10 protein-coding genes and 1 pseudogene are annotated in these 14,320 nt (G+C 40.8%); 5 read left to right on the top strand and 6 right to left on the bottom strand.

What is annotated here, in order from left to right; all coding sequences use genetic code 11:
- Positions 1–498, top strand: a pseudogene (locus tag ACYVIL_RS11810) (transposase); the annotation flags it as partial.
- A 333-nt stretch (positions 499–831) separates the two neighbouring features.
- Here the strand turns inward: ACYVIL_RS11810 and ACYVIL_RS11805 are convergent.
- On the bottom strand, positions 832–2,475 hold the full coding sequence (locus ACYVIL_RS11805; protein ID WP_460312561.1) for a methyl-accepting chemotaxis protein: 1,644 nt from the start codon (positions 2,473–2,475) through the stop codon (positions 832–834).
- Positions 2,476–2,612: 137 nt separating this feature from the next.
- On the bottom strand, positions 2,613–4,376 hold the full coding sequence (locus ACYVIL_RS11800; protein ID WP_460312560.1) for a monovalent cation:proton antiporter-2 (CPA2) family protein: 1,764 nt from the start codon (positions 4,374–4,376) through the stop codon (positions 2,613–2,615).
- A 188-nt stretch (positions 4,377–4,564) separates the two neighbouring features.
- On the opposite strand from ACYVIL_RS11800, the gene ACYVIL_RS11795 reads away from it, so the two are divergent.
- Positions 4,565–5,122: an NAD/FAD-utilizing enzyme gene (locus tag ACYVIL_RS11795; protein ID WP_460312559.1), complete on the top strand. Its 558-nt coding sequence runs from the start codon at positions 4,565–4,567 to the stop codon at positions 5,120–5,122.
- A gap of 45 nt (positions 5,123–5,167) precedes the next feature.
- On the opposite strand, the gene ACYVIL_RS11790 is transcribed toward ACYVIL_RS11795, so the two are convergent.
- Genes ACYVIL_RS11790 through ACYVIL_RS11780 form a run of 3 tightly spaced genes read right to left on the bottom strand, consistent with a single transcriptional unit; the run spans position 5,168 to position 10,718 of the window.
- A complete protein-coding gene (locus ACYVIL_RS11790) occupies positions 5,168–6,388 on the bottom strand; it encodes a phosphoenolpyruvate carboxylase (protein WP_303477244.1) in 1,221 nt (406 codons plus the stop codon).
- Positions 6,385–7,020 carry a hypothetical protein gene (locus ACYVIL_RS11785; RefSeq protein WP_303477247.1) on the bottom strand — a complete coding sequence of 212 codons (636 nt, stop codon included), beginning with the start codon at positions 7,018–7,020 and terminating at the stop codon, positions 6,385–6,387. The genes ACYVIL_RS11790 and ACYVIL_RS11785 overlap by 4 nt, the downstream gene beginning before the upstream one ends.
- The gene (locus ACYVIL_RS11780; RefSeq protein WP_460312558.1) at positions 7,017–10,718 is read right to left on the bottom strand and encodes an ATP-binding protein; all 3,702 of its coding nucleotides are present in this window, start codon (positions 10,716–10,718) and stop codon (positions 7,017–7,019) included. Before ACYVIL_RS11780 ends, ACYVIL_RS11785 begins: the two co-directional genes overlap by 4 nt.
- Positions 10,719–11,089: 371 nt before the next feature.
- On the opposite strand from ACYVIL_RS11780, the gene ACYVIL_RS11775 reads away from it, so the two are divergent.
- The 3 genes from ACYVIL_RS11775 (at position 11,090) to ACYVIL_RS11765 (ending at position 13,124) form a co-directional block, all read left to right on the top strand.
- The gene (locus ACYVIL_RS11775) at positions 11,090–11,269 is read left to right on the top strand and encodes a DUF6435 family protein (protein WP_303477250.1); all 180 of its coding nucleotides are present in this window, start codon (positions 11,090–11,092) and stop codon (positions 11,267–11,269) included.
- Between the two features lie 173 nt (positions 11,270–11,442).
- Entirely contained in the window at positions 11,443–11,979 is a 537-nt protein-coding gene (locus ACYVIL_RS11770) for a manganese efflux pump MntP (protein ID WP_460312557.1), read from the top strand.
- Between the two features lie 455 nt (positions 11,980–12,434).
- Entirely contained in the window at positions 12,435–13,124 is a 690-nt protein-coding gene (locus tag ACYVIL_RS11765) for a hypothetical protein (RefSeq protein WP_460312556.1), read from the top strand.
- 97 nt (positions 13,125–13,221) lie between these two features.
- Here ACYVIL_RS11765 and ACYVIL_RS11760 read toward each other — a convergent pair whose 3' ends face one another.
- Complete coding sequence (locus ACYVIL_RS11760) at positions 13,222–14,289, bottom strand: alkene reductase (RefSeq protein WP_460312555.1); 1,068 nt, start codon at positions 14,287–14,289, stop codon at positions 13,222–13,224.
- Between the last annotated feature and the right edge of the window lie 31 nt (positions 14,290–14,320).

Raw genomic sequence — 14,320 nt, 5'->3', positions numbered from 1 at the left:
GCAAACCAGGAAGATAACTGTACGGGGCATTTTTGGGAAGGGCGATTCAAGTCACAAGCCCTGTTGGATGAGCATGCCTTGGCAGCATGTATGGTGTACGTAGATTTAAATCCAATACGCGCTAAAATGGCAACCACCCCAGAATCATCTCACCACACCAGCATAAAGCGCCGCATTCATGATTTTAAAAAAGGGTATCAGCCCTCTACGTTAATGCCCTTTGTCGGTAACTCAATGCAGCCAAAACCGGCAGGACTAACGTTTGATTTAGTCGACTATCTACAATTAGTGGACCTATCGGGCCGCAGAATCAATCCTGACCAACGAGGGGCAATAGATATGTCTGAATCGCCCATATTGCAACGCTTAGGATTCGACGAACACACCTGGCAAGATATGTTTTTAACCTTTGAAACACATTTTAGTGTGGCTGCAGGACAAACAGACACTTTAAAGCACTACAAACGAAAACGTCGGCAAATGAGCTCATTGGGTTAACGCCCTTCTGAATCACTTTTCATTTCAGGCATTTTTTCACAAGAAGCAGGTTTAGCCTCGTACTAAATTCATCTCAAAAGCACTTACCCAACGCAGATACCGAATCGCTGCATGCATTTATCTAAAATAACAGCCGATTATAGTTTTTTGTTGGTACTCACTAAAAAATATTAAGTTGTTATCACCACAACCTAAAAAGATGCCTGTCCATATTAGAGGAAAAGATGCCTGTCCATATTAGATTATTAAGTTGTTATCACCACAACCTAAAAAGATGCCTGTCCATATAAAGGTAGATTTCGTTAAGAAACCTATAAACATCCCATAAGCAATTTATTGTTCGTTTTTAGTTTTAAAGTCTCGGGTCGCTAGGTGAATACTTTCAAAAATAGATGACAGTACTTTTGACGCGCCTTCCATTCGGTTGACTGCTAACTGCGAGCTTTCGCTCAAGCCAACAATTTCCGAGATATCATTATTCACGTTGGTGTTTTGACCTTGTTGCAACTCAACAGCAGCTTGCACTTGCAAGTTCAAATCGTGAATTTTGCTAAAAGATTGACTTAAAGCATCAATAATTTCTAACGAAGACTGTGTTTGTTGAAGTCCATCAGCGGCTTGAATTTTACCTTCAGCCATAGCAGAAACAGCTTCATCCGCTGCATTTTGTAGCTTGTGTACATTTTGTGATATAAGTTGCGTCGATTGCTGAGTTTTCGTTGCCAAAGTACGTACTTCGTCGGCCACAACCGCAAAACCTCTGCCCGCACCACCAGCTCTAGCAGCTTCAATAGCAGCGTTTAATGCCAGCAAATTGGTTTGATCGGCAATACTATTGATCACATTTACCACATCGCCTATGTCATCAGAGTCTTTTTTCAGTGTCGATATAATATCCGACGCATAATTAGTCGCGTCCATCACGCTTTGGCTAATCGTCACGTTTTGTTTAAACACCATTCGACCTTGGTCAGCTTCCTTAGTAGATGCAGCAACAAATTCTGATGCTTTTTTAATGGCTCCATCAATTTCATTTCCAGTTTGAGTTAATTGCTCAACACGGTCACTGGTTTTTTGAGTCAAATCAACTTGGCTCTTCAGACCATGTTTTACGGTTTGAAACGCCTCAACCAAGTCATTGATGATTTCACCGAGTTCTTTCAATTCGCCAAGAATGCGACTTAACATTTTGCTCAAGTCATTTTGAATGAGCTTTACATTATCAGTTACCCGACCAATTTGATCTCGAGTAGTACTTTCAATCTGACCGGTGAAATCCCCCGCTGCAATTTGTTTTGAAACATCCGTTAAGCGATTTAACGGTGTAAGCACGCTGGCATTAATAAACCAAGACACCGCTAAAATACAGATTAAAATCGTTACGATTATGATCACATTGGTATAAATAAATACTGAACTGGCGCGGGATTCAATTTGCTTTTTCAAACCTAAAACGTATTGATTAGTTGCTTCAACTGCGTTATTTAAGCTCTTAGTTGGTGCTCTATCTATGCCTTTTACACTGTTGTCCGCAACGGCAATATCAAAGCCTGAAGTTAAGAAGGAATCATAACCAGACTCATATGCCAGCAGCATTTTAGGGTAGCTCACCGAAAAGTCTTTAACATGACTGTATGCAGGATGCTGCTCTGACATATTGTTTAAAATATTACTGTATTGGGCGACAATAGTTTGTCCATTTTGAACAAACCTTCCCCAATATTTTTCAAGCTGCTCTGGGTCTTTGCCTCTTATTAAGGTGTTTTTCCATTCTTGAACTTGTGTTTTAAAGCGCACATTTAACGCAGAGACTTCGGTAATATTAGTTACTTCTCGATTAACGGTGGCAGAATACTCCTGAGTAACCGAGTTTAATGAAGACAACCCAATATATACTGCGACTAAAATTATCAATAAAATAGAACAAATCAGAAAAAGCAGCTTGTTTCGTATATTTAGATAAAAGAATTCAAACACTAGCGACTACCTTGAGCTGTAGGATGAGAAAAATGCATTTATGCAATGCAATAAACAAGTACATATTGCCGGCCGGTAAGCCTATGCTGTTAAGATGACATTTTTGTTACACTACGACCCAAAGTGAGTATTTTAAACTAGTTTCCACCGATCTCTTTAATATCATTGGCAAATAAAGTTTCCAAATCGGCCCGCCCTTTTTTACTTAGTTCAATTAATTCATCTAAATTAGAATCAGCCTCAATCACTTCCTTAAGGATTTTTTCATCATGTTTTTCGAATATGTCACACATATGTGTAGCCTGTTTTTTGTCAAAACCAAAATCCTCTAAGACGAACTCAGCTGCACGCAATCCAGACCAAAAGAGTTCCCTAACAAATCGCAAATTTTCTACCTTAGATAAACGCATTACCGCGTTACGATTGCGTGCTCTAACCACCATCTTCACATGGGGAAATTGTTCACTTACCAGAGCGACGATTTTGAAGGTGTCTTCGACATTGTCCACCGCAATTAATAGAATGGAGGCCTTTTCAATGCCCGATACCTTCAATAAATCTAATCGAGTAGCGTCACCATAAAACACTTTATTACCGAATTTTTTGACAAACGCAATGTGCTCTGCATCTTTGTCTAAGGCAGTGAAAGGAATTTTATTGGCAGCCAAAATACGCCCTGTCACCTGACCGAACCGCCCAAAACCGGCTATTAGTACTCTCGGCTCATCTGTATCTCTTTGTGAGTCGTACACTGCAGGGCAGTTTTGGCTATTAAACCAAATACTATGTAATATCACTAACGGAGAGGTTAACGCCATTGACACCCCAACAACCAAGGTGACTTGGTTGGCCAGTGTTGGCTCAAGAATATTTGCACCACTGGCTGCCCCCATGACCACAAAAGCAAACTCTCCCCCTTGAGACAGCATAAGAGCAATACGTACTGAGTCTGTATTGGTTTGTTTTGAAAGTTTAAGAATGCTGAAAATAATCAGTGTCTTGATAGCAAGAAGTGCTAATGCAGCGGCAATAATGAATAACGGATTATGGAAAAACAAAGCCAAGTCTAAATTCATACCAATAGCGATAAAAAACAACCCTAACAACAACCCTTTGAAGGGTTCAATTTCCGCCTCTAATTGATGTTTAAAACTTGAATTGGCAAGCAGCATACCAGCAACAAATGCGCCCATACCCATCGATAATCCAGCTTCTTGCATCCCCAAGGCTGTAGCAATAACAATTAACAAGGCTGCGGAAGTCATAATTTCAGCATTTCCCCAATGGGAAATCAGTCGTAGAAATGGGTTGATCAGAAACTTTCCAATAATTAGTACCGTTACAATTGCAGACACGCTTATCCACCAGGCTGGCGAGTCGACATCAGGAACAGTGGAAAGACTTTGTACTAACAGCAAAATGGGGATAACGGCTAAATCTTGCATCAACAAGATTGAAAACCCTTTTTGACCTGGTGGGGTCTTTAAAATTTTTTGATTTTCCATTAATTGAATGGCAAAAGCAGTAGAGGAAAGTGCCACGGCCAAGCCAATCACTATGGCTGCTGTCCAGTCAGTACCAACAATATACTTAACTGAAATCGCGATAAAACAGGCGCTCAAAAATAACTGCCCGCCCCCCGTAAAAACAATCTGATCACGCATTTTTAAGAGTTTTTTAGGTTCTAATTCTAGGCCGATGATGAACAACAAAAATACAACGCCAAGCTCCGCAAAATGTAAAATGGTTTCAGGTGCAGACACCCAATCCATAATCGATGGTCCTATTATCATACCGGCGACTAAGTACCCCAGAATTGCCCCCAACTTCAAACGTTTGAAAATGGGTACAGCAACCACTGCCGCAGCCAGAAAAATCATTGTTGAACCTAACAAACTCATAAATATTCTCTCTTGGATTTGCGCATGGCAAAGGTTTTAATTTTTCTACAACTATTCCATCGTGTAAACAACTTGTGTTGGTATAGGAGCAACAATATAAATTGTACAAAAAATAAACAAAAATGTTTTTTTGTACTAATATTGTTCTTATGCTTTAGAAACAACTCGACAGCAAAAGGGTACTTTAGATGAAAAGACAATACTACATAAGTGATGACTTGAATGACCTAAGTGTTATCCAAAGTGAACTTGAAGATAAAGGATTAAGTGCACCTCAATTACATGTGTTAAGTGAAAATGATGCTGAAGTTGAAAAACACCATTTACATGCCATTGAGTCCGTGTTGAAAAAAGATGTTATACGTTCTACAGAAATGGGAGCAATAATAGGTGTAATCGGCGCAGCCTTGGTTTTACTGCTAGCGTTTAGCATGAATTGGCACCTTACCGCGGCAGGCTGGATCCCTTTTGGCTTTCTTGCAGTAGTCATATTAGGGTTTTGCACTTGGGAAGGAGGCCTAATTGGTATTCAACTGCCTAATTATCAGTTCAGACAGTTTCAAAAACTGCTAAAACAAGGGAAACACATCTTTTTTGTGGATGCCTCCGAGCAACAGTTAGAGATTGTCGAACTTGTAGCCAGTCAACACACCAACCTTAAGCTCGCAGGAAGCGGCGAATCACCACCAGAATGGGTAGTCAAAAGCCAAGATAAATTTAATAATTTTATGAAAGTCATGCCCTAAGGCATTTCCTCTCACATGACGCAGAAAACTGCGCCATGTGAAGTGTTATCTTAACCCTAACTCCACATCTCGAATAATGAAATTACCATTGTATACAGGGTGCGGCTCCCCACTTTGTTCAATGGCAAAATACGACTGCTCTTCCGACGTTAACCCCTGATAACCACCAATCACTTGGTATAACCAAGCTTCGGTATCAAATGCCAATTCATGCTGCTGATAATATTCGAGAGCAGTTAAGCGCTCACCAGTATCAATAACCTGACAGAAATATCCCTCTACGGCTTTCTTGAGCTTGTCTTCAGCAAACTCGACTTCACTTTGTTTTTCTACATGAATTTGATGGGCAGCTCGCTCGGGTTGATAAGACTTCTGCGGTCGGTTTAAGGTCTTTATTGCACTCACTAGTTTTTGTAAATCTTGCTCATGTTCAACCCGCGTCACATCGACAGCAGCAGCTTTTATTACAGCTTCCGCCTGATTAAACAACATAGGTACTTGAGTTAATCCACAATAGTTGACTGGCACAAAACTAGGCGAGTGCTCCATGTGCAACAAAAAGCCTTTAAGTAAGCGAGTACGACCACGTAACTCTCTAAAACGGCCTAGCAATGACAATAATCGAGCTTGTACTATCGATAGTTCTTGGGTTACTCGGGAGAAACTGTGTTGCAAGGTCACTATCAATAAATGGCGTAATTCTCGATTACTAGCGGCAATCTCACTGAGTTCATCAAATTGGAACATTTCCAATTCTCCTAATAACTCGGAAACTTGAGACTGTGCCAATTGATTTTCACGTATCTTAGCATCAATAGAAGAGACATAACCGAATTCATTATTAATGCGGCTAAACAACACACGTACATTGTTTTCTAACGACTCCGTTAGGGCATAAACATGTTCTGTTAAATCAGAAAGATGGGCGTTCGCCTCGGTAAATCGTTGATGTTGCAATGCTTCTTTATAATGATCAGCAAGGGTTTTAAGCCCTTTTAAGGCTGAACCAATATTGGCATCTATTTGGCGATTACGTTCGTCATGGAGACTTCCTTCGAGTAACTGCCTTACCACATTTTTCAAACGTAAATCAGCGTCAGCATCTGGCCGCCATAAAATACCCATTTGCACTAAACTATCAATAACTTTGGGACTAAATTTCGACTCGTCCACCGTGCCAGATAAATACACCTGCATCAGAAGATCAGCATGTCGACTTAACGCATTAAGCAGCTTAACTCCGGCTTGATGTAAATTCTGATTCATATCAGACTTCCCTGCTGCACAGCACTATCAGCTTGCTCAGACAAGGATAACGACTCTGTTTCATCGATAAACTTAATTACTTCATATAGATATTCCACTTTCCCAGTGGCAATAAATATCTGTTTGTCCTGGTTAGGTCGCAACATATAGCCCAAATCAGTAAGACGCTTAAATACCTGTTTAATCTGACCATCAACCGAAACACTGGTGGAACCAAAGAGTTTGTAATGGGAAATTTTGGCTAACTGTTCGGCAAATGCTGGGGTATCTTCAATGGTCAATTGAATTTCTGCCAAGCGCAAAGCGGTACCTTGGGTTACAGGTACATCAGTGCCGCTGGCTTGCTGAACCAACAATAACCATTCAACTAAAGGAACCAAGTGACTAGAGATGTCCTGAAATTGACTGGTTAGCACTTTACGCTCGTTATCGCCAAGCGTTTGATAGGCAGCGTAAAACACCTCTCCTTCAGCGGCACTGGCCAAAGTACGATTTAACATATTCAACTGCCCTTCAATTTTATCGCTATTGCCTGATGTTTTCAGAAAGCGCCACCCATCTTCATCACTAATTTGACAAATAAAAGCCCCCGATAACAAACTCTCTAGAATACGCCCTTGTTCACTAATCATAGGTTAACTCCTTGCTCAGTTTGTTTGCGCTTTTGAATACGCTCGGCAATAGCACTGACTTTAGGCTGAACCACTTGCAGTTTTCGCGTGGTTTTATCAATCAAATAGCGATTATCAAACAACGTCAATACTTCAGATTCCGGGTTAGGGAATGCCCCCACCACACTAATATTATTGTTCTGACAGGCATCAAATATTTTCTTCACATTACTTTGATGCAAGGTGCCTAGCTCATCAATGGGCCAGTGAATAGTTGCATCTGCATTCCCTCGTAACAAACGCGTAAAGGCCAGTAAAAATTTACATAAAATTAAGTAGGCCATACCATGACTAGAAGATTCATTTAACTGGCGATCCGTGCGAATCACCAAATTCGAATTACCTTCTTTAATGTGCAGCTCAATATCTAATAACTTACTGATCCCGCCACTCAACGCTGCCCGTCCAAGAATGTCTAACACCTTACGCATGCTCTGGGCATACTCATCATCAGGAAGTTCAACCGCACCACTTTTCATCCATGCCTGGTAGAGCTTATTAAACTGGGCTAACTCAGGCCAAAACTCCAACTCTGAAATACGCGAGCGAATTTTCACCGCTGAATCAGATACACCATCGAGGAACAACTCTTCATCAACTTCTTTACTGATCCGCTTACTTTGGCTGGCGATACGTTTATCAATATCTTCCAAGACATTGTAATATTGGGTTAAATCTGCGCCAAAAATGCGCCCTTGTTCACGCAAACCATGGAGTTTTTGCGGTACAACTTCGTTTAATAGCTGCGCCAAATGGTTCACCATTCTTCGATGATCGATGTTTCGAATACCTTGATCATTGACTACCGCACATTCATCTCTAGAACGTTCCCAAATATCAGCTAAACCTGTTCCCGATTGGGCCGCAATAAGTTGGTCAAAGTGCTCCACATATACCTTGATGTCGCCCAACAAACGATCACGAGTTTGCAATAATTCTTGTCCCTCAGATATACGCTGGGCAATGTTAACGGTATCCGGTTTAGCAGACATATTGGTCTGACTATTTTGCTCCGTTTTCACCAGTTTAAGTTTACCTAAACTACGATTTATATTTAGCACGTCAGTATGCTGCTCTCTTGCAGTGCGAAGATCTTGTTCCAGTTGTATTTGCTGATCTTTGCTTTTTTGGCGCTGTTCTTTGAAATCAGCTTGTTTTTGGTTTAACAAACGTTCCGCTTTACTTGCCGCTTTTTTCGCCGTTGTTAGACTTTGCTGCCATGTAACTTTGTAGCCGACAAAATAAGTTTCATACCAACGCTGGTAGTCTTTCACTTTGTGACGATGGGTGTCTGTGTAAGTGATGTCTTTTTGCAATTGTTTTATGCGCTTTTGCAACGTACCAATATCGTCAACATCAACCCCTCGATTATTCAGCTCATCTTCTTTCCATTGCTCGATTTTTTGTTTGTCTTCTGCAGCAATGTCTTTGGCTTTTTTGATATGGCTGTCTACAACCGCAATATTAGATTGAATATCTTGGATCAGCTGTTGCCAGTGGAATTGATGTTCTGTTTCCGCTTCTCGCTGCTGATCTTTCACCTCGGCAATGGCTTCAGCCTGTTGCGTTTTGCACTTAGCCTGCTCACTTTGAATACTGCTCAAGCGTTTTTTATTCTGTTGCTTGCGCTGTGACAATGCGTGGGCATACTCTTGTTGAACCTGATCTTTGTCTTGTTGTGCTCGCCTGCGAGTTGCTTCGGCCGTTTTGCAGGCACTTTCCGTTTTCGCTTGTGCCAGTTCTTTGTTACGAACTTCTTCACTTGCCTTGGCTAAATCAAGCTCTGCTTCATTCTGTTTAGCATTGGCTTTATCAAGAAGCTGTTGAACATCACTGAGTTTTTGTTGAAGTTGATTTTCAGTTTCTGCGAACTCCGACATATCAACGGCATGTAAATCCAGTTTAATCCCAAAAATGCTGTTGGCGTCTTCATGCAATGATGGTTTTAAATCTTTGCGCTTAAATAACTCGGGATGCAATACCTTACCAATATTGTCTTGCCAGTCAGGTCGCTCTTTGCGTAAAAACTCCAGTAAACTGTTTTCTCCCGGATACAAAATCCCTTCGATTTTGTCTAATTGATGCTGTGCCTCTAATTGACTCCGACGGGCGTCTTCCAGTATGCCATTGGCTTTGTTGCGCTCCTGACTTGCCAGCACAAACTCTTGTTGCGCTTTGCGATGTTTCTCGCGGGCTGCATCTTCCGCGATACCCGCCTCTTTTAAAGTCGCATCAAGAATATCTAACTGACTTTGCTCAAACTCGTCGAACCCTGCATTTTTAAGCGCTGCAGTTATTTCTGTATACTGGGTTTTAAGCTCGTCAGCTCTTTGCCGATACTCAGACTCCACGCTACTAAGCTGGCCTTGATAGTCATCTTTGATTTGCTGTAATTTTTGCTGTTCCTGGGATTTTTGTTCAGACAGTTTATCTTGTAATTGGTTTTTTTCTTCAGAGTAACCTTCAAGCTCTTCATTCAATTTTTCACTGATCTGGGCGATGCGCTTATTAAAACTGGCTTCAACATCTTGGTGTTTTTCAGTGAGCAAAGCATAGCGGGTTGAAGAGGTTTCTAATTCACTTTCCCACTGGGGTAATTGTTGCAAATTACTTTGTAGGGTTTCAATATCTTGGGATTGCCAATCATCGTATTCGTTTTCTATTTGTTCTAAATCAGACTCTAACTTTTCCGAGTCTGCTTTGGCCACAGACAAATTCTGATTCAACTCATCCCTTTCATGTGTCCAATCTGACTCGCGCTTTTTACTCGCCAGTTGCAGTTCATCTAATTCACGCTCAAATTCAACCACATTGGCTGCCAATGCGCTGCTGTCGAGTGAAAATTGCTGTTGCAGTTCACTCAGGCGATACTCCGTTTGATTAAGTTGGTGATCCGCTTGTTCCAATTTTGCGAACTCAGGACGTATGGCATCGAACTCTTTAATCAGATGGCACTCTTTAATCCAATCTTCTACCCGGTTTCGACTTAAACTCGAACTCGGCGGCTGTACGCCATCTTCTTCTAAAATAGCGGCAATCATGGCTTTGATGGTTTCCATCTTGCCTTCTTTAGAGTGCACGGCTTTGGCTAGTTTTTCGATGTGTCTGAGGTGATTGGCCTGCTCACACAAGCTGAATATTCTCGCATAGCCTAACAATTCTCGACTATTGGTGCTGTCGTTTAAAACCCCTCTGTCGTTTTGTAAAACGGCTTTAAACTCTTTGGTATTGAGTAAATTCGTCACCAAAATATTCGCCCGCTTTAAACTACGAGCCAATTCATTCATGGTAACGCTACTGTGCTCGCCTGCTTTGTTTTTGTATAAATAATCATCAAGCTCGAAAGGTTTACCAATAAACCGATAATTTACGCCATTTCCAGACGAAGCCAGAACAACCTGGCACAAATCGCCTTCGTTACGCGCGTATTCATAAACAATAAAACTAGATTCTCTGGGTAAATACCACTTCTCGAAACTATCTCGAGTAGAAGGTACAACTCGACTTGGATATTCCCCGTAAAAAACCGGAATCAATCGTTGCAAGGTGGTTTTACCAGACGCGTTGGTGCCACATATATTGGTATGACCGTTTAATTTTAATTCCACAACACCTGGCAGGTGAGTGTCGATGAGAATAATGCGATGTAACCCAGGCATAAACATCCTAATTTATTATTATGATTGAGACAGCTAACTCGGGATTCAAATGCTTAAATGAAGGTAACTTGGAGAAGCAGGTGTAGAATTCCGTACAACCGCTGATTTTAGCGAGGTTTAATTCAATTTAACACCCTAAATATCAGTATTTATGAGCCAGCGGCAGATTAAAATTAGTGGATAAGCACAACTCTTTTGTAACTTTTTGATTTGGCCTCGGGATTCACCGCATTTTAACGCTTTATGGGAACTTCAATTACCCATTTCAGGTCAAAAGCAAAAAATATTAACTATTTGCACAAAAAAACGTGAAAACCCGTTCTTATCTTCTAGGATTAAAGTAACCATATTAAAAGGATTTAAATTGAACTATGTTTGGACTATTGAAAACAAATCCGATTAAAAAGCTTCGCAAGCAATATGATGAAAAACTCACCCAGTCGATGCAAGCCAAGCACGATGGTAATATGCAAGACTACGCAAAATTCAATGGCGAAGCAGAAGCATTGTTTGCAAAAATTGAGCAATATGAGATGAATTCAAAACCTTAACTTCCAAAATAATATTGTCTTAAGATCACACCAATACAATTTTTATATTTTCAATAAAAATGATTCCGGTATAGTGCTCGAAAAATAATAGCCAAACCAGATTTTACGATTGCTCTGATTTTCATGGATTTGGCCAGCCAGATGCACTGACAAATAACATTGAGGAAAGGGAATTGATTGAAGTATTCTTTCTCGCAATCGCTCTGAGTATGGATGCCTTTGCAGTATCTATAGGTTTGGGAGCAAAATGCCGTTCTGATGCTAACAACTTAGCTTATAAAACCGCTTTTTACTTTGGTTTGTTTCAAGGAATAATGCCGTTATTTGGTTACTTTAGTGGTAAAGGGTTGTCTTCATGGGTAAATGACTATGCACCATGGATAGCCTTCATGTTGTTGATATTAATCGGCGGCAAAATGATTTATGAGTCATTTGTTGAAAACATTGAAGATGACATTTCTCGCATCACGCACCGGATTTTACTCACGTTAGCCATTGCTACCAGTATTGATGCGATGGCAGCAGGTTATGCAATTACCTTAATGGATGTCAGTGTTTTTAGCGCCTGTTTAGTTATCGGTTTAACCACCTTTGGCTTTAGTTGGCTGGGTGTCAAAATCGGTGGAAAAAGTGGAACCATGCTTGAAAGTAAGGCCGAGCTTTTAGGTGGTATTGTACTCATCCTCATTGGTTTTAAACTCTTGTTATAAAACTAGCCTTTTTAACTTAGCATTAGGGTGTTATTAATTGATTGGCTAAAGCCTTCATTTCGACCGTTTTGAATAAATGCGCATTTCTCTCCTATTGTTTACTGGCAAACACAGCATCCAATTGTCAATTTGAGCTCGCTATATAGCCTTTTCGTAGGATGGCGATACTTGTATTGTTGCACACCATGAGACGTTTCAGGTAGAAAATGCTTCTTCGTACTCTAACTCTATATTTAAGGTCTTAGCAGATTCCCCCCCAAAAAATATATAACCGTTAGTTTTGAACTGGTTTCTCATTTTTTTCATATTTAGCTGTTCGATTACAGCCTAAAAAAAGATGAGTTTGTTTTAGACTAAAGTGCAATCACCTCTTGCCGTAGGCAAAGGTATAATAGCGGCGAATTTATATACGATAGCTATAATTTACTATGGCGGTTTCAAACTCAAGGTTAAGTATGTTTAGAATAGTTTTTTGCTGGTTGTTATTAGTTATATCAACCACTGTTTTTGCACAAAGTGACGATGCGCCAGCAGAACCCTTAGATCCGGCCTATGAAGGTGTACATGGCATGGTGGTTTTTAATCATGCCTCTTCGTTGTTTGTATCCAATCTTCCAACCTATAGAAAGCCCCATAATGTTCAGTTAATTTATAAACTTACTCCCAAGAATCCGGCTTTAATTTATTTAACCAGAGATGCAAATTTGGTTACCATCAAACCAGTACCTTTCAATATTCAAAGGTTGATCAGGGGTGAATCGATAACGGTTAAGGCCGATGTGTATATTGGTCATTTTGAGCAAGGCGGCAGTTTGACCTATGAACAAATGGATATCACCTTTAGCGAACAAAAATACGTACGGGTTCTAGAAAAACTGGACGAACCAAATAATCGCCAAACCTACGACAAAGTTGAGCTAGGTTATAATAGTCGAGCATTGATCCACCAAATCCAAGGCGCTCCTAGCTATGACCATCTAATTTTATTGTTTGAAAATATCAGTTGCATTACAGATGTGAATGGGAAAAGTAGTGTTCCACCTGAAGATATGCTGAATTATCGACTGAGTTTTTGTGGCTCCATGAAACCGATTTTTTATCAAACAGAACCCTTTTCAGAAAAAGCTGCAGAAAGCCCCCGTTAACCCTTAAAAGTTCGCGGTGATTTAAGTCAAGTACCGAAGCATACTCTGAGCCGCAATTGCACAGCTCAGGATAATTCCTTCCAGTAATTAGCGATGATTAGACTTGTGCTCTAGGGTAATCAGTGTAGCCATGGCCATCGTGGGTATAGAAGGTTTTTGGGTTAGGGGTCGCCAGATCTAACCCGTGTTTAAAGCGGCTGGGTAAATCGGGGTTAGCAATAAAGGCGGAACCAAAGGCAACGGCGGCGACTTTCCCGTTCATTACATCATCCTCAGCTTCGGTATAATCATAACCCATATTACTAATGATATTTCCCTGATAAAGCTTGCTTGCAACGGATAACACATCCCCTTGCTGTTTTTGCAGGAAATCAGCTCGCATGACATGGAAATAAGCCAGTTCATACTCATTTAACCTTTTCGCTAAATAAGCAGTTAAGCCCTCAGGATCACTGTCTCGCATACTGTTGGAACTATTCATCGGCGAGACTCGCAAGCCAACATTGCCACAGTCCCAAACATTGATTACACCCTCGAGAATTTCAAATAATAAGCGACTACGGTTTTCCAAACTCCCCCCGTAATTATCGTCACGGAAGTTAGCACTATCACGCAAAAACTCATCAATCAGATAGCCATTAGCACCATGGATCTCAATGCCATCAAAGTTAGCGGCTTTGGCGTTGATTGCCGCTTTTACAAAGCCTTCTACTATTGCAGGTATGTCAGCGCGATTTAGGGCTTGAGGGATCACATATTCCTTTTTTCCCTCAGGAGTATGAACACTGCCATTAATGGCTAACGCACTTGGTGCCACAGGCGTGTTGCCGTCATTCAAAATAGGATGACAAGCTCTGCCGCCATGCCAAAGCTGCAAAACAATTTTCCCGCCGTTTTGATGCACCCTTTCGGTGACCTTTTTCCAGGCTGCAACTTGTTCATTGGAGTGAATGCCTGGCTCTCGATAAAATGCAGAATTGCCGGACATGACCATAGTCGCTTCAGCAATAATCAGCCCAGCTTCAGCTCGTTGCCCATAATAGGTGGCCATGAGTTCAGTTGGCACATTATCTTCAGTCGCCCTGCATCTTGTTAATGGTGCCATTATTACCCGGTTTTTTAACTGAATATTGCCTAGTTTTAATGGCTCAAATAGTGCCGACATAGTTTTCCCTTAATTATTAAATACATATAGG

The sequence above is a fragment of the Aliiglaciecola aliphaticivorans genome (assembly GCF_054782055.1).
This window is presented reverse-complemented; position numbering and strand designations above follow the sequence as displayed.

What these genes read in the sequence shown, in the direction of transcription:
- ACYVIL_RS11800 (WP_460312560.1), bottom strand. Translation starts at nt 4,376, where the DNA reads ATGAGTTTGTTAGGTTCAACAATGATTTTTCTGGCTGCGGCAGTGGTT.
- ACYVIL_RS11795 (WP_460312559.1), top strand. Translation starts at nt 4,565, where the DNA reads ATGAAAAGACAATACTACATAAGTGATGACTTGAATGACCTAAGTGTT.
- ACYVIL_RS11790 (WP_303477244.1), bottom strand. Translation starts at nt 6,388, where the DNA reads ATGAATCAGAATTTACATCAAGCCGGAGTTAAGCTGCTTAATGCGTTA.
- ACYVIL_RS11785 (WP_303477247.1), bottom strand. Translation starts at nt 7,020, where the DNA reads ATGATTAGTGAACAAGGGCGTATTCTAGAGAGTTTGTTATCGGGGGCT.
- ACYVIL_RS11780 (WP_460312558.1), bottom strand. Translation starts at nt 10,718, where the DNA reads ATGCCTGGGTTACATCGCATTATTCTCATCGACACTCACCTGCCAGGT.
- ACYVIL_RS11775 (WP_303477250.1), top strand. Translation starts at nt 11,090, where the DNA reads ATGTTTGGACTATTGAAAACAAATCCGATTAAAAAGCTTCGCAAGCAA.
- ACYVIL_RS11765 (WP_460312556.1), top strand. Translation starts at nt 12,435, where the DNA reads ATGTTTAGAATAGTTTTTTGCTGGTTGTTATTAGTTATATCAACCACT.
- ACYVIL_RS11760 (WP_460312555.1), bottom strand. Translation starts at nt 14,289, where the DNA reads ATGTCGGCACTATTTGAGCCATTAAAACTAGGCAATATTCAGTTAAAA.